Annotated in this window: 18 protein-coding genes; 13 read left to right on the top strand and 5 right to left on the bottom strand. The window is 42.2% G+C overall.

The window, feature by feature from the left end; translation table 11 throughout:
* The first annotated feature begins 1 nt into the window (after position 1).
* From ACRRSY_RS11050 to ttcA, 9 genes are all read left to right on the top strand, one after another.
* Positions 2–184, top strand: coding sequence for a cbb3-type cytochrome oxidase subunit 3 (locus tag ACRRSY_RS11050; RefSeq protein ID WP_432453095.1), 183 nt, complete (start codon positions 2–4; stop codon positions 182–184).
* Entirely contained in the window at positions 181–1,149 is a 969-nt protein-coding gene (ccoP, locus tag ACRRSY_RS11045) for a cytochrome-c oxidase, cbb3-type subunit III (RefSeq protein ID WP_432453094.1), read from the top strand. The genes ACRRSY_RS11050 and ccoP overlap by 4 nt, the downstream gene beginning before the upstream one ends.
* An 82-nt stretch (positions 1,150–1,231) precedes the next feature.
* The gene (locus ACRRSY_RS11040) at positions 1,232–1,714 is read left to right on the top strand and encodes a FixH family protein (protein ID WP_432453092.1); all 483 of its coding nucleotides are present in this window, start codon (positions 1,232–1,234) and stop codon (positions 1,712–1,714) included.
* Positions 1,704–4,088: a heavy metal translocating P-type ATPase gene (locus tag ACRRSY_RS11035; RefSeq protein ID WP_432463174.1), complete on the top strand. Its 2,385-nt coding sequence runs from the start codon at positions 1,704–1,706 to the stop codon at positions 4,086–4,088. The genes ACRRSY_RS11040 and ACRRSY_RS11035 overlap by 11 nt, the downstream gene beginning before the upstream one ends.
* Positions 4,088–4,270, top strand: a complete 183-nt coding sequence (gene ccoS / locus ACRRSY_RS11030) for a cbb3-type cytochrome oxidase assembly protein CcoS (RefSeq protein ID WP_432463173.1) — start codon at positions 4,088–4,090, stop codon at positions 4,268–4,270. The genes ACRRSY_RS11035 and ccoS overlap by 1 nt, the downstream gene beginning before the upstream one ends.
* Positions 4,251–4,919, top strand: a complete 669-nt coding sequence (locus tag ACRRSY_RS11025; protein WP_432463172.1) for a sulfite exporter TauE/SafE family protein — start codon at positions 4,251–4,253, stop codon at positions 4,917–4,919. The genes ccoS and ACRRSY_RS11025 overlap by 20 nt, the downstream gene beginning before the upstream one ends.
* A gap of 68 nt (positions 4,920–4,987) precedes the next feature.
* Complete coding sequence (locus tag ACRRSY_RS11020; RefSeq protein WP_432453086.1) at positions 4,988–5,734, top strand: FNR family transcription factor; 747 nt, start codon at positions 4,988–4,990, stop codon at positions 5,732–5,734.
* Between the two features lie 136 nt (positions 5,735–5,870).
* Positions 5,871–6,803 (top strand): universal stress protein UspE, encoded by a 933-nt coding sequence (gene uspE / locus ACRRSY_RS11015; protein ID WP_432453085.1) that lies wholly within the window; start codon positions 5,871–5,873, stop codon positions 6,801–6,803.
* 82 nt (positions 6,804–6,885) lie between these two features.
* Complete coding sequence (ttcA, locus tag ACRRSY_RS11010) at positions 6,886–7,782, top strand: tRNA 2-thiocytidine(32) synthetase TtcA (RefSeq protein ID WP_432463171.1); 897 nt, start codon at positions 6,886–6,888, stop codon at positions 7,780–7,782.
* Between the two features lies 1 nt (position 7,783).
* Here ttcA and ACRRSY_RS11005 read toward each other — a convergent pair whose 3' ends face one another.
* Both ACRRSY_RS11005 and cobB read right to left on the bottom strand, forming a co-directional pair.
* Positions 7,784–8,548 (bottom strand): glucosaminidase domain-containing protein, encoded by a 765-nt coding sequence (locus ACRRSY_RS11005; protein ID WP_432453083.1) that lies wholly within the window; start codon positions 8,546–8,548, stop codon positions 7,784–7,786.
* 11 nt (positions 8,549–8,559) lie between these two features.
* The gene (cobB, locus tag ACRRSY_RS11000; RefSeq protein WP_432453081.1) at positions 8,560–9,261 is read right to left on the bottom strand and encodes a Sir2 family NAD+-dependent deacetylase; all 702 of its coding nucleotides are present in this window, start codon (positions 9,259–9,261) and stop codon (positions 8,560–8,562) included.
* Between the two features lie 516 nt (positions 9,262–9,777).
* On the opposite strand from cobB, the gene ACRRSY_RS10995 reads away from it, so the two are divergent.
* The 4 genes from ACRRSY_RS10995 to ACRRSY_RS10980 all read left to right on the top strand — a co-directional run bounded on the left by ACRRSY_RS10995 (position 9,778) and on the right by ACRRSY_RS10980 (position 13,938).
* Positions 9,778–10,803 carry an amino acid ABC transporter substrate-binding protein gene (locus ACRRSY_RS10995; RefSeq protein WP_432463170.1) on the top strand — a complete coding sequence of 342 codons (1,026 nt, stop codon included), beginning with the start codon at positions 9,778–9,780 and terminating at the stop codon, positions 10,801–10,803.
* A 72-nt stretch (positions 10,804–10,875) separates the two neighbouring features.
* Positions 10,876–12,072 (top strand): amino acid ABC transporter permease, encoded by a 1,197-nt coding sequence (locus ACRRSY_RS10990; protein WP_432463169.1) that lies wholly within the window; start codon positions 10,876–10,878, stop codon positions 12,070–12,072.
* 1 nt (position 12,073) lies between these two features.
* The gene (locus ACRRSY_RS10985; RefSeq protein ID WP_432453078.1) at positions 12,074–13,165 is read left to right on the top strand and encodes an amino acid ABC transporter permease; all 1,092 of its coding nucleotides are present in this window, start codon (positions 12,074–12,076) and stop codon (positions 13,163–13,165) included.
* Between the two features lie 14 nt (positions 13,166–13,179).
* Complete coding sequence (locus ACRRSY_RS10980) at positions 13,180–13,938, top strand: amino acid ABC transporter ATP-binding protein (RefSeq protein ID WP_432453077.1); 759 nt, start codon at positions 13,180–13,182, stop codon at positions 13,936–13,938.
* A gap of 67 nt (positions 13,939–14,005) precedes the next feature.
* Here ACRRSY_RS10980 and ihfA read toward each other — a convergent pair whose 3' ends face one another.
* Genes ihfA through pheS form a run of 3 tightly spaced genes read right to left on the bottom strand, consistent with a single transcriptional unit; the run spans position 14,006 to position 17,682 of the window.
* Positions 14,006–14,299 carry an integration host factor subunit alpha gene (gene ihfA / locus ACRRSY_RS10975; RefSeq protein ID WP_432453075.1) on the bottom strand — a complete coding sequence of 98 codons (294 nt, stop codon included), beginning with the start codon at positions 14,297–14,299 and terminating at the stop codon, positions 14,006–14,008.
* 2 nt (positions 14,300–14,301) lie between these two features.
* Positions 14,302–16,689, bottom strand: coding sequence for a phenylalanine--tRNA ligase subunit beta (gene pheT, locus ACRRSY_RS10970; protein WP_432463168.1), 2,388 nt, complete (start codon positions 16,687–16,689; stop codon positions 14,302–14,304).
* A gap of 12 nt (positions 16,690–16,701) precedes the next feature.
* Complete coding sequence (gene pheS, locus ACRRSY_RS10965; RefSeq protein ID WP_432459421.1) at positions 16,702–17,682, bottom strand: phenylalanine--tRNA ligase subunit alpha; 981 nt, start codon at positions 17,680–17,682, stop codon at positions 16,702–16,704.
* Between the last annotated feature and the right edge of the window lie 19 nt (positions 17,683–17,701).

Below are 17,701 nucleotides of genomic sequence, written 5' to 3'. Positions count from 1 at the left end.
TATGGACTTTGGCACATTCAGTGGCCTTTACACTGCGTTCTTGATGGCTATTTTCTTTGGCATTATTGCTTGGGCTTATAGTAAAAAACGGAATAAAGATTTTTCTGAGGCCGCTAACTTAGTGTTTGCCGATGAACCGGCAACTAAGCTCGAAAAGGATTTTGAAGGAGCACAGAAAAAATGACAACATTTTGGAGCGTGTGGATTACGGTAATAACCCTAGGTAGTATCGCTGGATGCTATTGGTTATTAAGGACTTTCACAAAAAATGATACTGGGGTTAAAGAAGGCGAATCAATGGGCCACAGCTTTGACGGAATTGAGGAATTAAACAACCCTCTTCCGAAATGGTGGACCTATCTATTTCTTGCAACCATTATTTATTCATTGGGTTACTTAGCGCTTTACCCTGGTTTAGGAAATTGGGAAGGCCTATTTGGTTGGAAAAGTGCCGAAAAAGACATCAAAACTATCGCTGAAGGTCAACAACGTGAAGCGGCTTATGATGGAACGGTTGCCAACCAATACCACAATGAAATGGGTAAAGCAGACCAACGTTTTGGCGAAGTTTTTCGCAAAGTTGCATATAACGATTCTGGTGAGTATCGCAGCGTGGAAGAGTTATCAACCGATCCTGATGCGATTAAGATTGGACAACGTTTATTCTTACAAAACTGTTCTCAATGTCATGGTGCTTCGGCTCGTGGCGGGAAGGGTTTCCCCAATTTGACCGATAATGACTGGCTATATGGTGGTAGTGGTGAAACCATTAAAACAACCATCATGAATGGTCGCCAAGGGCAAATGCCAACCTGGGAAGCCGTTTTGGGTGACGATGGTATCAGAGATGTCACTGCATACGTATTAAGCTTATCGGGACGTAAGGTGAATGACGTTGATGCGGCGAATGGTAAAAGTCGGTTCGTTATTTGTGCCGCTTGTCACGGTGCTGATGGAACTGGTGGTCAGGCGGTCGGTGCACCGAATTTAACGGATAGCATTTGGTTATATGGCGGTTCTAAACGGGCGGTTGAACAAACCCTACGTTATGGCCGTAACGGTGTGATGCCTGCGTGGAAGGATATTCTAGGCGAAGATAAGATCCAGCTTATTTCTGCTTATGTTTATCAGCTTTCTAAAACTGAATAAACTAAAAACTTATTAAAGGCGACGCTTTCGCGTCGCTTTTTTTGTTATATTTAAACCCTCTTATTTCTGGAATCCTATCCTTATGCAACAAGCATGGTACAAACAGTTTTGGCCTTGGTTCTTGATTACTCTTCCCATGTGTGCAGTTGTCGCGAGTTTTTATACTCTGTATCTAGCACTGACAAGCAACAACGACCTGGTGGTTGAGTCTTATTATAAAAAAGGTAAAGCCATTAACGCTGACCTTTCTTTGCTTCACCGAGCACAAGAACTAAATATTACAGCGAAATTAAGCCAAGTTGCTTCAGGTCTTATTCTGAACATAGATCTACCCGATACGATTAAAAACCAACCTTTAAAAATCGCTTTAGCCCATAAGACTTTAGCTAAGTACGATCGCAACTATATTGTGACCGCCGATGCAAATGGCTTATATCGTTTTGGGGATGACTTAACCGATGATAGTCGCTGGTTTATTAGTGTTAGTCCAATGGACGATAGCTGGCGTTTACAAGAAGAACTACAACTACCGCTGTATAAGGTAGAAGAGATTGATGGCCAATAAAGGGAGTCACTGTTTTCATTGTAATGAATTAATTCCTAAAGGTTTTAAGCTAGATGTAATGATTTTGGGCAAGCCACAACCAATGTGTTGTCAGGGTTGCGCCGCGGTTGCTAAAACCATTATCGATAGTGGCTTAGAAGATTATTATAAACATCGCACAGCAGCAGCGCCCAGCGCGCAAGATCTGGTGCCAAGCGCCTTGATGAAGATGCTCGAATATGATGATGAGAACGTTCAATTAGAGTTTGTTGCAAATACTGAACAATATAAAGAAGTATTGCTGTCTATCGAAGGTATTAGTTGTGCCGCTTGTGCATGGTTAATTGAGAAACAGTTATCACAAATGGGTGGGGTTCACAAAATTCATGTGAACTCTACCACGCAACGCGCCACGTTGCTGTGGGACGACCAACAAGTAAAACTGAGTCAGTTGTTAAATGCTGTTCAGCATATTGGTTATCAAGCCACTCCCTTTCAAACGGATGAACAAGAAAAGATAGACCGTAAGCTTTACCGCAGTCATCTACTTAAACTCGGAGTGGCGGGCCTTGCGAGTATGCAGGTGATGATGTTTGCAATTGCCTTGTATGGCGATTTTTTAGATGAAATGGATTTGCTGTATCGGGATTACTTTCGTTGGGTGAGCCTAATTATGGCAACGCCGGTATTGCTTTTTTCTGCTCAACCATTTTACTTTGGTGCTTATCGCAGTTTAAAAGCCAAGACGCTGAATATGGATGTTCCAGTCTCTATTGCGTTACTAAGCGCGTATAGCGCCTCTTTTTATGCCACCTTGAAAGGAACCGGCGAGGTTTATTTTGAATCGGTGTCAATGTTTACATTCTTCTTATTATTAGGTCGTTTGCTGGAACTTAGAGCGAGACGAAAATCCAGTGAAACCAGTTCCAACCTATTGAAGTTGATCCCTAAGTTAGCACAGCGTTTACGCGATGATGGCAGTCAAGAAAGAGTCGCAGCAAGCCAATTAAAAGTTGGTGAGCGTATTGTGATCATGCCGGGCGAAGCGGTCGCTGCTGATGGTGATATTTGCTTTGGCGAAAGTGATTTCGACGAGTCTTCGCTTACTGGAGAATCTTTACCGGTAAACAGACGTTTAAATGATAGGGTATATGCGGGCACGATTAATCACGAGCAAACGGTCCACTTGAGGGTTCGGGCAGTGGCTCAGAATACCTTTGTCGCAAATATATTACGCTTACAAGAACAGGCGCAAAGCGAAAAGCCTAAAATAGCGACCATTGCAGATCAGGTTGCACGTTACTTTATTTTTGGTTTATTACTAATAGCGGCCGCAACTTATACTTTTTGGCACTATTATTCGCCACAAAACGCCTTTTGGATCACGCTTGCAGTATTAGTCGCAACCTGCCCCTGCGCCTTATCGTTAGCCACCCCTGCCGCATTGACTGCTGCGACGCATCAGTTGTCAAAGAATGGTCTATTGGTCAAGCGAGGACACGTATTAGAAACTTTAGCCAAACTGACCACCGTCGTCTCAGATAAAACTGGGACTCTGACCGAAGGCAATTTAACCATCTCTCAAGTTATTTGTGAGCCTAGTTTTACAAAACAGCAGGTGTTGAACTTCGCTGGTGCTTTAGAAAGACAAAGCTCTCACCCAATTGCCCAAGCTTTTGCACATTTCAACGATTTGAATGCTACTCAACTTATACACCATACAGGCTTGGGATTAGAAGGAAGCATTGAGGGTCGCCATTTCACGCTTGGCAAAGCGTCTTTCTGCAAGCAAAGGTCCATTCATCAACCCGGAATGTTAGAGTTAGTTTTATGCTGTGACAATCAGCTTGCGGCACGCATTTATTTGTCCGACGTAATAAAGGCAGATGCTAAACTATTTTCAGAAGGTCTTCGTAAACGAGGCATTAGCTTAACCATGTTAACTGGTGATGACTCAGGACAAGTTGCGTTTGTAGCAGAGCAACTTGCCATCGATGATGTGATGAGCGGTGCCCTGCCTCAAGATAAGTTGAAATTGGTGCAGCAAAAATGTATGCATTATCCCCACTTACTGATGTTGGGCGATGGCGTGAATGATGGCCCCGTGTTAGCTGCGTCACCGCTATCGATTGCCATGGGTTTGGGGACGGATGTTGCAAAATCTAGTGCCGATGCAGTTCTACTGGGCAGTAAGCTGTGCACTTTATTAACGGCAATTGACCTTGCCAAGCGAACAAAAACAATTATTACTCAAAACCTCGCTTGGGCGCTGGGATATAATGCTCTTATCTTGCCTTTAGCCGCCGCTGGTTGGGTGACGCCATACATGGCCGCTATTGGGATGTCTTTATCTTCGCTGGCAGTTTTAACTAACTCCTTAAGGCTAAATAAATAATGTCTATCATTTTTGTATTAATTCCTATCGCCTTAATTTTTATAGCTGCAGGGATCGGCGCTTTTTTTTGGGCGGTTAAAAGTGAGCAGTTTGAAGATTTGGATCGTCAGGGCGTAAATATATTGTTTGATGAAAAAAACTCTGACAAGAGCAAAAAACAGCATGACAACGATGCACTCTGATTACTTGGCTGCTTTTATTACCGGCTTACTTGGAGCAAGCCACTGTGTTGCGATGTGTGGTGGTATCGCTTGTATACTCGGTAGCCGAGTGAGCGACAATAGCTCAAAATTTTTGCTTAGCCTAGGTTTTAACTTTGGGCGAATTATAAGTTATTCAATAGCAGGCGCCTTTGTTGCTGGTTCTTTTCAGGCTATAAGTCTGGTTCATTCTTCATTCCAGTTACTTTTCTTATTGCAATGGCTCGCTGCCATTATGTTGATCCTACTGGGGATCCATCTCACCCGTTGGTTTTCTGTACTTTCGCCGATTGAAGCCTTAGGCCGGGGATTGTGGGGTAAAATTCAACCAACAGCGAGTAAGGTAATGGCGATTAAACATCCTTTGGCCAGCTTACCTTTGGGCATGTTATGGGGATGGCTACCTTGTGGTTTGGTTTATTCCAATTTGACTTTAAGTGCTAGCCAGGCAAATTGGTTTAATGGGGCGATAGTGATGTTCTGTTTTGGTTTAGGAACCTTCAGTGTGATGTTGCTCGCCGTGATGTTGGGCCAAAAACTCACTCGAATATTAGCCAACCGCTATCTACAGATTTGTTCCGGCTTAATGGTATTTAGTTTAGGACTATATCAAGTTGTTACATTGTTGTAGCAATAACTATAGAAAATGACTTACAGAAAGAGTAGAATTGCCTCGAACTCCAGTAGCATAGTTTGAGTATGAGCATTAACCCAAAAGCCAATCAAAGAATCCAAACCGGTGGATGTGAGATCCATTGCCAAGATTGTAGTATTGCACAATTGTGTATCCCGTTTTCATTAAATGAAACTGAGCTCGATCGCTTAGACAGCATTATTGAAAGAAAAAAACCAATTCAAAAAGGCGAAGAAATTTTTGCTGCTGGTGACAAATTGAAAAGCTTGTATGCTATTCGCTCGGGCACAATTAAGTCTTATACAATCACCGAGCAAGGCGACGAACAAATCACCGGTTTTCATCTAGCGGGAGATTTAGTAGGTTTTGATGCCATTAATAATCAAGTCCATCCCAGTTTCGCTCAAGCCCTTGAAACATCAATGGTTTGTGAAATACCATTTGATACCATGGATGAACTTTCTGCAAGCATGCCCAAATTGCGTCGGCAAATGATGCGTTTAATGAGCAACGAAATTGTCGCTGATCAAGAAATGATTTTGTTGCTTAGTAAAAAGAATGCAGAAGAGCGTTTAGCTGCTTTTATTTATGGCTTATCACAACGTTTTTCAGAACGTGGTTTTTCTCCGCGCGAATTTCGTTTAACCATGACTCGAGGCGATATCGGAAACTACTTGGGCTTAACTGTAGAGACTATTTCTCGACTCCTAGGTCGTTTCCAAAAAGCGGACATGATCGCTGTAAAGGGTAAATATATTTCAATTACCGATCGTGACGCGCTTCGTCATTTGGCCGGCACGAAACCAAGCTAAGCTATTAAAAACACTGACCTGATTTATATCAATCAACTGCATAATAATGAGGTCAGTGTTAACCACCTCTAATATATTTTCAACAATATGAGCTAAAGTTAAGTAGCTATTCCAGACAAATTCTAGGAGCTGCTTTATGATTAAGTATCGTAATATATTGGTGGTAATCGATCCCCTACACGACTCTCAAGCGGCATTGTCTCGTGCTGTTTTCTTAGCAAACAAAGAAGATAAAGCCAAGATCAAAGCGCTACTCACTATCTATGATTTCTCTTATGAGATGACTTCAATGCTCTCGATTGAAGAACGGGAAGCGATGCGTTCTGGGGTGATCGAAGAGCGTAACGTTTGGCTTCAAGATATCGTGGCTAATACCCAGACTCATGGTATTGAAGTTGAAACCAAAGTGATATGGAACAATCGCCTGTACGAAAGCGTGATTCAAGAGGTGTTAGATTTTGGTCACGATTTAGTGGTTAAAGCGACTCATCCGCACCCAACTTTACAGTCAATTATTTTCACGCCAAATGATTGGCATATTTTACGAAAATGCCCCACTCCAGTATTAATGGTGAAAGAACATCAATGGCCCACCAAAGGTAAAATTTTGGCGGCGATTCATGCTGGTTCTGAAAACGAAGATCATCATAAACTTAATCTCAATATCGCCAACGAAACTAAAGATCTGTGTCATCTATTAGATGCTTCAGCTCATGTCGTAACGGCCTATCCTTCAGCACCAGTGAATATCGCTATAGAGTTACCCGATTTTGATCCTTTAAAATACAACCAAAATGTGAAAGAGTTTCACGAAAAAGCCTTGGCTGATTTTGTAAAACAAAACTTTGAACATGAAGTGAAAACACACCTTGAAGAAGGCTTACCAGATGATGTTATTCCAGAAGTCGCTAACAATATTGATGCTGAAATTGTTATTTTGGGTACTTCTGGTCGAAGTGGATTTAGCGCAGCTTTGATCGGCAACACCGCTGAGCACGTAATTGATCAATTAGATTGTGATCTTTTGGCACTTAAACCAGATAATTTTGTGAGTCCATTTCAAAAATAACGCCAAATAAGGCGTCGTTTAAATAGTTGCGTCGTGTTAGCGGGGATATATAATAGCCCCGCTTTTTCATTGGGAACACGACATGTCATTTACAGCAAAACAACAGTACAACCATAACAAACTACAAAAACGGATCCGTCGTCATGTTGGACAAGCGATTGCCGATTACAACATGATAGAAGCGGGAGACAAAGTGATGGTTTGTCTATCTGGTGGTAAAGACAGTTACGCCATGTTAGATATTTTGCTGAACCTTCGGGCCCATGCTCCGATCGATTTTGATGTGATTGCGGTGAATTTAGACCAAAAGCAACCGGGATTTCCAGAACATATCTTGCCAGAATATCTTTCAAGTTTAGGTATTGAATATAAAATCGTTGAAGAAGATACCTACTCCATCGTAAAAGACAAAATACCTGAAGGAAAGACAACATGTTCCTTATGTTCACGCTTACGTCGTGGCATTTTATACCGTACTGCAACTGAACTAGGCGCGTCAAAAATCGGCTTAGGCCATCATCGCGACGACATCTTAGAAACCCTTTTTCTAAATATGTTTCATGGCGGGAAGCTTAAAACAATGCCGCCAAAATTAGTGAGTGATGATGGTAAACACGTGGTCATTAGACCGATGGCTTATTGCAAAGAAAGTGATATGCAACGTTATGCGGAATTAAAAAACTTTCCAATTATTCCATGTAATTTATGCGGATCTCAGGAAAATTTGCAGCGCCAAGCGATAAAACAGATGCTCAATGATTGGGAAAAGAGGTTCCCTGGACGAGTAGAATCTATGTTTAGATCGGTGCAAAATATCGTCCCTTCTCATCTACTTGACCATCAACAATTTGATTTTAAATCGATTGACCGTAATAGTGGCATTATTGATGGCGGGGATATTGGATTTGATCAGCCTGAGCTGGACACCAGTCCAGCAGTCCAACCATCTTCAAGTCTTGTTCAGATCGTCGAATTGTAATCTAGCTTGAAGTGACAGCGATAGAAGATGGCCATAATTTTTGATTAATTTGTATCATCTTCTTTAGTTCTTCGACATAAGCTTCGCCACGTTCCGAGTAATTTGTAAGGTGTGAAGCAAGATCGATGGCATTAAGCGCACCGGTTTGTCGCGCTTGCTGTCGATACTGCTGAAAATCCGAATAGGCAGGGTTACTGTTGAGGTTCAACATATATGCGCTCACCGATTGATACACCGAAGTAAATTTTCGGACCTCATGGCTGGCTCCACTAACCCGGCTTAATGGAACCAAACCGCAGCCTTTTGTATAACACCACTGACCAAACAGATTATTACCTTCTCGGGCAAATCGAGACGTTCCCCAAGCCGATTCATTTGCTGCCTGCGCCAAAACCAAAGCAGACGGGATCACATCAACCTTCATTAATAGTTGCTGTAAAACACGATTGATATCAGAATCAAACGCTACCCGATATGTTTTGGCCAGTTGCTCAACACGCTTAAGTTTAGTCTTATTTAATTTGTGGTTTGAAGCAGACTCTTGATACCCAATTAGTTGTTGGCGAAGCTCTCGTAATTGTTGGTTGTTGACATCAACTAATGGCAAAATAAAATCAGTAAAAGCCTGCTTTTTCTCTGTAACATCACTTATTGATTGGAAATTAGGCAATTTAGCCTTAGCGAAGGCGGAAGGATCTTGTTGCGGTGTTTTGTCACAGCCAACTAAGGCGCACAGTAACAACGCCGTTAATATTTTATTTTTCAAGCAGTTTCTCTTTAAGGTGATAATTGCCCCAAAAACTGAGGTACCAAGTCGCTAGCGGGACCATAATAGCGTTCAGCGAATTCACTCTGCATTTCCGATGGGGCCAAGTTTAATTCTATAGTTCTTGCATCGTGACTAGCCGCTTCATGAACGAAGCCTCCTGCTGGAAAAACGTGTCCAGAGGTACCAATCGCAATAAATATATCACAATGGCTAAGTCGGTGGTAAATCTTGTCAAGGCCGATGGGCATTTCTCCAAACCACACGACATGAGGCCTAAGTCGTGCTGGGAACTGACAGCAAGTACACAATGCATTTTTACCAAGATCCCCTTTCCATTCGGTGGTTTGATTGGAGACTGGGCAACGAGCCTTTAATAACTCGCCATGCATATGTAAAACATTTTTGCTGCCTGCTCGTTCGTGCAGGTCATCGATGTTCTGAGTAATCAGCAGCAATTCTATATTTTCTTGTTGCTCTAATTCCGCCAACGCAAAGTGAGCCGCGTTGGGGTGAACTATTTTATTCTGCAATTGCTGACGGCGTAAGTTATAAAACTGATCAACAAAGTCCGGATCTCGAATGTAAGCTTCAGGTGTTGCAACATCTTCTACTCGATGTTTCTCCCATAAACCGTCGGCATCGCGAAACGTTTGGATCCCCGATTCAGCAGATACTCCGGCACCAGTCAACACCACGATATTTTTTCTCATATTCATCTTCTATTAATCCGAGAACCAAATAATAATTCATAAATATATAATATCGCCGCGCCCTTCCCCATCAGACTTAAGTTGTAATGTGACATAGGATGGTGAAAAGTTACCAAGCCTTAACATAATTTGTAGTATTATTCTCGACAGTCCTTTAAATATCTAGTTACTCTAACTAAGTTAAGAAAGCAATTGTGCTTTATGCAACATTTCTCGCTTTTAGCAAGTTAGTAACAGTTAAATCAGAGTATTAAAGGGACTTGTGCTAAAATTGACTTAGCGCAAATAAAATATGGATTTTTGAGCAAAATATGTAGGTGAGACTATATTCATTTATAGTGAATAATTTTTCGCTTATGGTCACTTATTCGGCATAAGCATCGAATTTCAGTGTTACAATTTTGTTGACAGCGAATATTTGAATGTTTATGTTGTTATTGGCTCTGGATATATCTCTTTTAAATCTTGAGATTTGTACATACATAAACAAATGACAAACTGTACAGGGAAGAAAACATGTTAAAAAACACACATATTAAAGCCGCTGTGGCAGCTGTTGCTTTAGCATTCGCTGCTAATGCGAGTGCTGCTGATAGCATATTAGACAGTGTTAAAAGTAAAGGATTTTTGCAGTGTGGTGTAAGCACCGGCTTACCTGGATTCTCTAATCCAGATGCAACTGGTAATTGGCAAGGCTTAGATGTAGACGTTTGTCGTGCAGTTGCTGCCGCAGTACTAGGCGACGCATCTAAAGTGAAGTACACACCTTTAACTGCGAAAGAACGTTTTACTGCGCTTCAATCCGGCGAAATCGATATCCTTTCACGAAACACAACTTGGACTCTGACTCGAGATAGTTCTCTAGGTCTTAACTTTGCTGGTGTGAACTACTATGATGGTCAAGGCTTCATGGTCAGTAAGCAACTAGGTGTATCAAGTGCGAAAGAGCTTGATGGCGCCGCGGTTTGTATCCAATCTGGTACAACGACTGAATTGAACTTAGCGGATTACTTCCGCGAGCATGGCATGAAATACACTCCTGTTGTATTTGATACTTCTGACCAAACCGTTAAAGGGTTTGAAGCTGGCCGCTGTGACGTATTAACTTCTGACCAATCACAATTATATGCATTACGTATTAAATTAGCTAAACCTGATAGCGCAATGGTACTACCTGAGATCATTTCTAAAGAGCCTTTAGGCCCAGTGGTTCGTCAAGGTGATGACCAATGGTTGAATATTGTTAAGTGGTCATTATTTGCAATGGTCAATGCCGAAGAGTATGGATTAACTTCAACCAACGCTGATGACATGCTGAAATCAACTAATCCTAACGTTCGTCGTATCTTAGGACTAGAAGGTCCAAAAGGTAAAGGCTTGGGTTTAGATGACAAATGGGGTTATAACATCGTCAAGCAAGTAGGTAGCTACGGTGAGTCATTTGATAGAAACGTAGGTTCAGGTTCTCCGTTAGGCATCGCTCGTGGCGTGAACGCGCTATGGAGCAAAGGTGGTTTCCAATACGCTCCACCAATTCGTTAATATCATCGTAATAACATAGAGCAGGCCTAGCCTGCTCTCTTTTCATTTAACTTCCACACTAGGTTGATTTATATGGCTGCTCATCCTTCTACCAAGGATAACTCAGCAAACAGTCTTCGTAAGATCTGGTTTGATCCCAACGTAAGAGCGCTAGTTTTCCAAATTATTGTTGTAATTGGTGTAATCGGATTTTTTTATTACATTATTAGCAATGCTCTTTTTAATTTAGAGCAACGTGGTATTACAACCGGTTTTGGTTTTCTAAACCAAACCGCTGGTTTTGGTATTATTCAAACCCTAATTGAATACGACGAAAGCCACACTTTTGGTGATACTTTCATTGTTGGTTTGCTCAATACTATTCTTATTTCAGTTCTCGGGATAATTTTTGCAACGATATTGGGCTTTATTATGGGGGTCGCTCGACTTTCGAATAATTGGCTCATCTCAAAAGTTGCGACGGTTTATATTGAGACACTACGTAACATTCCTTTATTACTTCAGATCTTTTTTTGGTATTTTGCGGTTTTACGTGCATTACCAAGTCCGAAACAGAGTATTAACGTCGGCGACGCTCTATTTTTAAATGTCCGTGGTTTATATTTACCCTCGCCAATAATGGAAGCTGGATCCAATGTTGTTGTCATCAGCTTCATTATTGCTGTGATTGGATGTTTCTTGATGGCTCGATGGGCTAAAAAGCGTCAGGTGTTAACCGGACAACCCTTTCCGACCCTATCGGTATCTTTAGCCGTTGTCGTATTGGTTCCTTTAGTGGTTTTCTTTGTGATGGGAGCCCCTATAGGCTTGGATTACCCCGCATTAAAAGGTTTTAATTTCCGCGGTGGGATGGTCGTGATTCCTGAGCTGGCGGCCTTATTAGTGGCACTTACATTTTACACTGCTACTTTTATCGCAGAGATCGTTCGCTCCGGTATATTAGCAGTCAGTAAAGGGCAAAGTGAGGCAGCAGAGTCTTTGGGGCTCACTAGAACTCAGGCGCTTAAATTGGTTATTATCCCGCAAGCCATGCGGGTGATTATTCCACCCTTAACTAGTCAATATCTAAACTTAGCCAAGAACTCCTCTTTGGCAACGGCAATTGGTTATCCAGATTTAGTATCGGTTTTTATGGGAACGACTCTCAACCAAACAGGTCAAGCGATTGAAGTAATTGCGTTAACGATGGCAGTGTATTTAACCATCAGTATTACCACGTCTTTCCTCATGAATCTGTACAATAAAAAAATGGCTTTAGTGGAGCGTTAATATGTCAGAACATCAATTTAAACCTGATCTTGCTCCACCAAATATGAGTGTTGGATTTATCGGTTGGTTCAAGAAAAATCTATTCTCTTCTTGGGGTAATACAATATTAACCTTGCTTATTGCTTACATCATCATACCGCCGATTATATCCGCATTTCAGTGGGTGGTTATCGATGCGGATTGGATAGGTAATAGTCGTGAAGCTTGTACCAGTGATGGCGCGTGCTGGGTATTCGTAGCAGATCGCTTTTCACAGTTAATCTACGGTTTTTATCCGCATGCCGAACGCTGGCGGGTAAATATTGTTTTCGTTAGCTTTTTACTATTAATCGCCGCATTGGTTTATGAAAAAACGCCACATAAGCCTAAAATTGCTATTTTTACTTTAGTGATTTATCCGGTGATCGTGTTTTTCTTACTTATCGGTGATTCATTTGGTTTACCTAAAGTAGAAACCCATCAATGGGGTGGCTTAATGCTAACTTTAGTATTAGCCATTACTGGTATCGTTGCGGCATTACCATTTGGTATTTTACTTGCTCTAGGTCGCCGTTCACATATGCCTATCGTTCGGAGTTTTTGTACGATATATATTGAGTTCTGGCGAGCAGTACCATTGATTACCGTATTATTTATGGCCTCTGTGATGCTCCCTCTATTTGTTGGTTCAGAAGTTGACTTCAACAAATTGTTAAGAGCAATTATCGGTATTATTTTGTTCCAATCTGCTTATATGGCAGAGGTTATTCGTGGTGGCTTACAAGCAATTCCGAAAGGTCAGTATGAAGCGGGAGAAGCACTTTGCTTAACTTATTGGCAGTCAATGGGCTTGGTGATTTTGCCGCAAGCGCTAAAAATTACAATTCCTTCGATTGTGAATACCTTTATTTCCTTATTCAAAGACACTAGCTTAGTGTTAATTGTTGGTTTATTCGATTTACTAGCCATTGGGCAGTCAGCATTAGCCGATCCGGCTTGGTTAGGCTTCTCAAGCGAAATGTATGTATTTATAGCGTTTGTATTTTGGGTGTTCTGTTTCAGTATGTCTAGGTATTCAATTTACCTCGAGAAGAAACTACACACAGGACATTAATAAGGAAGTTTGAAATGAATTCAAATCAAAATAGCCCTGAAGTGGTCATTCAATTAAAGGGAATGAACAAATGGTACGGGGAGTTTCACGTATTAAAGGACTTAGATCTTACCGTCACGAAAGGCGAAAAGATCGTTATTTGTGGTCCTTCTGGTTCAGGTAAATCAACGATGATCCGTTGTATTAACCGCTTAGAAGAACATCAGAAAGGCGACATCATCGTCAATGGTACTGAACTATTGAGCGATCTGAAAAGCATCGAAATGGTACGTAGCGATGTTGGTATGTGTTTTCAGCACTTTAATCTGTTCCCTCACCTAACGGTATTACAAAATTGCTGTTTAGCGCCAATTTGGGTAAAGAAAATACCAAAAGCTGAAGCTGAAGCCACTGCCATGAAGTACTTAGAAAGGGTCAAGATCCCCGAGCAAGCCGATAAATTTCCAGGACAATTGTCCGGAGGCCAACAGCAGCGTGTAGCAATTGCCAGAAGCTTATGTATGAATCCATCGATTATGCTGTTTGATGAACCCACCTCAGCGCTTGATCCAGAAATGGTCCGAGAAGTGCTCGATGTGATGGTGGAATTGGCAGATGAAGGTATGACCATGTTGTGTGTAACGCATGAAATGGGTTTTGCAAAGCAAGTTGCAGACCGAGTTATCTTTATGGATCGGGGGGAGATTATTGAAGAAAACGAACCAGTTCAATTTTTCGAAAACCCGCAATCCGATAGAACCAAGTTATTCTTGAGCCAAATTTTAAATCACTAACTATCGTTAGAATCATTTGGATAAAAAAAGGAAGCCATCTGGCTTCCTTTTTTATTACGGTTAAAATCTATTTCGGTTCAGCGTTCTCTACCCGGCTCTTGAGCTTTTGCCCAGGGCGAAAGGTGACTACTCGACGCGCAGAAATGGGGATATCTTCACCAGTTTTGGGGTTACGACCAGGGCGTTGATTTTTCTCCCTAAGATCAAAGTTCCCAAAACCTGAAATTTTGACTTGCTCCCCATTTTCCAAAGCGACCCGTATTTCTTCAAAAAATGCTTCTACAACTTCTTTAGACTCTCTTTTGCTAAAGCCTAAGTTTTCAAATAAATTTTCTGCCAGGTCAGCTTTAGTTAATGCCATAACTAGTCCCTCAAGGATGCGTCAAACTCGGTACGTAACGCCTCTACAATAATATCAACTGTAGCGGCAATCTCTTTTTCTTCAAGGGTACGGCCCTGCTCCTGCAAAGTTAAGCTAATCGCTATACTCTGCATATTGTCTGCAATACCTTTCCCTTTGTATACATCGAATAAGTTTACGCCAACTAATTGATTTCCGCCAACTTTCTTAATGCAATTTAATAAATCACCTGCTTGAACGTTTTGCGATACCAATAAAGCTAAGTCTCGGCGGTTTGCTGGAAACTTCGAAACGGGCTTTGCTTCGGGCAAACGGCGTAAGCTTACAGCGTTCATTTCAAGCTCAAACAAGAATACTTTTCCGCTGAGACCAAAGGCTTTTAGATGTTGTGGATGAAGCGCTCCTACATAACCAATCACCTCCCCTTGATAGATTACTTTTGCCGATTGTCCTGGATGCAATGCGGGGTGACTTCCCACAGCAAAGCTAAAGGCATCGTCGTTAGCGCTTAATTGTAATAAGGCTTGTACATCGCCTTTGATATCGAAAAAATCCAGTTCACGATCACTGACATTCCAAGCTTCTTGGTTTGCATTACCACAGATAACCCCAGCGATCATCGGTGTTTGCTTCACTCCATTCTCGCTATTTTCATCTGGTACAAAGCGTAAGCCAGACTCAAAAACTCTTACCCTCGTCTGTTGACGTTTCTGGTTGTAGGATAGGGTATCAAGTAATCCTGTCCATAAACTTAAACGCATTGCTGACATCTCAACCGAAATTGGATGCGGCAAAATCATAGCCTGCTGTTCTGGGTGAAGTAGTTGTTGTCGTTTAGGGTCAACAAAGCTATAAGTAATTGCTTCTTGGTAACCACGCGCACAAAGTAACTGTCGTAACTTAGCGCTGGGTAAGATGTTTTCTTGGTGTTGAGCGGTCGTTAATGAGGCTTTAGGCGACAGATTCGGGATATTGTTATATCCATAAATACGTGCGACTTCCTCGATCAGATCTTCCTCAATATCCATATCAAAACGGTAGCTTGGTGCTAAGGCTTGCCAACCCTGCTCAGTTACTTCCACTGTCATACCTAAGCGGGTTAAAATGTCGGTCACATTAGACTTTTCAAATGGATAACCAATCACTTTCTCTAAACGAGCATGACGTAAGGTGATATTGGATGACGTTGGCAGTTGCTTTAAGTCTCCGGATTCAAGTACAGGACCGACTTGTCCCCCACATATTTCAACTAACAGTTGGGTGGCTCGTTCCATCGCTTGGTTTTGTAATTCAAAATCAACGCCGCGTTCGTAGCGATGAGAAGAATCAGTGTGCAAACCATATTGACGGGCACGCCCAGTGATCGCTAGTTTGCTGAAAAAGGCACATTCCAAGAAGATATCTTGGCTAGCGTTAGTGACACCAGTGGCTAAACCACCAAAGATACCCGCCATGGCGATAGGCCCACTTTGGTCACAGATTGCCAGTGTATTTTCTTGTAACTCAACTTCATTACCATCTAGAAGCACTAGTTTTTCGTTTGCTTTGGCTAAGCGAACTTCAATACTCCCCTGCAGTTTCGCAAGATCGAAGGCGTGCATCGGCTGGCCTTGTTCAAGCAATACGTAGTTGGTGACATCAACAACAGGGTCAATTGAACGAACGCCACTACGGCGTAAACGCTCTTGCATCCATAACGGTGTAGTCGCTTGCACATTCACACCTTTAATGACCCGACCTAAGTAGCGAGGGCACTCTTGTGTTGCAAGCACATTGACAGCAAACGTATCGTCGATGGTCACCGCAGCATCAACCCATTGAGGTGTTACTACATCAATTTGATTTAACACGCCAACTTCACGAGCTAAGCCGCGTAGGCTAAGACAATCAGCACGGTTGGGGGTTAAATCAACTTCAATCGCTACATCATCTAACTGTAAATAATTCCGTAAATCTGTACCTACTGGCGCATCACTTGGCAGTTCCATGATGCCATCAGACTCATCACTAATGCCTAACTCACTATAGGCACATAACATACCGTGAGAAGCTTGGCCGCGAAGCTTAGCTTTTTTAATTTTAAAGTCGCCAGGCAGCACAGCACCAACCATCGCCACGGCTACTTTTAAGCCTTGGCGGCAATTCGGCGCACCACAAACGATATCGAGTAATTCGTTTTGACCGACATTTATTTTGGTAACCCGTAGTTTGTCCGCATCTGGATGTTGGCCACACTCGACAACTTCACCAATCACAACACCACTAAATTCGGCAGCGACGGGCTCAATACCGTCAACTTCTAGCCCTGCCATAGTAATTTGTTCTGCTAGTTGTTCTCGGGTAATTGCAGGGTTAACCCACTCTCTTAGCCAGGATTCACTAAATTTCATATCAATTAACCCTTAATTGAATTGTTTTAAGAAGCGTAAGTCATTTTCGAAAAATGAACGCAAATCGTTAACGCCGTAACGCAACATGGTTAAGCGCTCCACCCCCATCCCAAAGGCAAAACCTGTGTATTCCTCAGGGTCAATATTTACCGAGCGAAGTACATTCGGGTGTACCATGCCGCAACCTAGAATTTCCAACCAACCATTTTTTCCGAGTACATCAACTTCTGCGGAAGTTTCGGTAAAAGGAAAGTAAGATGGTCGGAAGCGCACTTGTAGGTCGTCTTCAAAGAAGTTTTGTAAGAAATCGTATAAAACGCCTTTTAGTTCGGTAAAGTTAACATTTTTGTCAACCATTAAGCCTTCGACCTGATGAAACATCGGTGTATGTGTCTGATCGTAATCATTTCGATACACCCGACCTGGAGAAATTATGCGTATTGGCGGCTTCTCTGTCTCCATCGTGCGAATTTGCACCCCAGAAGTTTGAGTTCGTAATACTAAATTAGGATTAAAGTAAAAGGTATCATGGTCGGCGCGAGCGGGATGATGCTCGGGGATATTTAGGGCATCAAAGTTATGGAAGCCATCTTCAATTTCTGGCCCTGATTTGACTTGAAAACCGAGTTCACCAAAGAAGGTCTGAATACGTTCAATGGTACGTGTCACGGGGTGTAAGCCCCCCAGCTCATCGGTGCGACCCGGTAAGGTTACATCGACGGTTTCCGAAGCGAGCTTGGCATTAAGCTCTTGTTGTACCAAGGCTTCGCGTTTTTCATTTAACGCATCTTGGATAAGCTGTTTGGCTTGGTTAATAAGTTGCCCCGCCTGCGGACGTTCTTCTGGCGATAATTTGCCAAGTCCTTGCAGTTGTTTGGTCATTAACCCTTTTTTACCTAAGTATTCCACGCGAACAGCGTCAAGTTCATTCATCGCTGAAGCTGCATCAATGTGAGTCTTAGCCTGATTGATTAGCGCATCAAGATCTAGCATGATTTCCTCATATTCCCCC

It is taken from the genome of Agarivorans sp. QJM3NY_33 (assembly GCF_050870865.2).
In the GTDB taxonomy this organism is placed as follows: Bacteria; Pseudomonadota; Gammaproteobacteria; order Enterobacterales; family Celerinatantimonadaceae; genus Agarivorans.
The sequence above is the reverse complement of the archived record's forward strand: the minus strand, read 5'-3'. Positions and strand labels throughout refer to the sequence as shown.

Bases quoted from the DNA above. Each gene is read 5' to 3' on its own strand.
- ACRRSY_RS11040 (WP_432453092.1), top strand. From the start codon at position 1,232: ATGCAACAAGCATGGTACAAACAGTTTTGGCCTTGGTTCTTGATTACT.
- ihfA (WP_432453075.1), bottom strand. From the start codon at position 14,299: ATGGCATTAACTAAAGCTGACCTGGCAGAAAATTTATTTGAAAACTTA.
- ttcA (WP_432463171.1), top strand. From the start codon at position 6,886: ATGTCATTTACAGCAAAACAACAGTACAACCATAACAAACTACAAAAA.
- ACRRSY_RS11020 (WP_432453086.1), top strand. From the start codon at position 4,988: ATGAGCATTAACCCAAAAGCCAATCAAAGAATCCAAACCGGTGGATGT.
- pheT (WP_432463168.1), bottom strand. From the start codon at position 16,689: ATGAAATTTAGTGAATCCTGGCTAAGAGAGTGGGTTAACCCTGCAATT.
- ACRRSY_RS10990 (WP_432463169.1), top strand. From the start codon at position 10,876: ATGGCTGCTCATCCTTCTACCAAGGATAACTCAGCAAACAGTCTTCGT.
- ccoP (WP_432453094.1), top strand. From the start codon at position 181: ATGACAACATTTTGGAGCGTGTGGATTACGGTAATAACCCTAGGTAGT.
- ACRRSY_RS11035 (WP_432463174.1), top strand. From the start codon at position 1,704: ATGGCCAATAAAGGGAGTCACTGTTTTCATTGTAATGAATTAATTCCT.
- ACRRSY_RS11025 (WP_432463172.1), top strand. From the start codon at position 4,251: ATGACAACGATGCACTCTGATTACTTGGCTGCTTTTATTACCGGCTTA.
- ACRRSY_RS10995 (WP_432463170.1), top strand. From the start codon at position 9,778: ATGTTAAAAAACACACATATTAAAGCCGCTGTGGCAGCTGTTGCTTTA.
- cobB (WP_432453081.1), bottom strand. From the start codon at position 9,261: ATGAGAAAAAATATCGTGGTGTTGACTGGTGCCGGAGTATCTGCTGAA.
- uspE (WP_432453085.1), top strand. From the start codon at position 5,871: ATGATTAAGTATCGTAATATATTGGTGGTAATCGATCCCCTACACGAC.
- ACRRSY_RS11050 (WP_432453095.1), top strand. From the start codon at position 2: ATGGACTTTGGCACATTCAGTGGCCTTTACACTGCGTTCTTGATGGCT.
- ccoS (WP_432463173.1), top strand. From the start codon at position 4,088: ATGTCTATCATTTTTGTATTAATTCCTATCGCCTTAATTTTTATAGCT.
- pheS (WP_432459421.1), bottom strand. From the start codon at position 17,682: ATGCTAGATCTTGATGCGCTAATCAATCAGGCTAAGACTCACATTGAT.
- ACRRSY_RS10985 (WP_432453078.1), top strand. From the start codon at position 12,074: ATGTCAGAACATCAATTTAAACCTGATCTTGCTCCACCAAATATGAGT.
- ACRRSY_RS10980 (WP_432453077.1), top strand. From the start codon at position 13,180: ATGAATTCAAATCAAAATAGCCCTGAAGTGGTCATTCAATTAAAGGGA.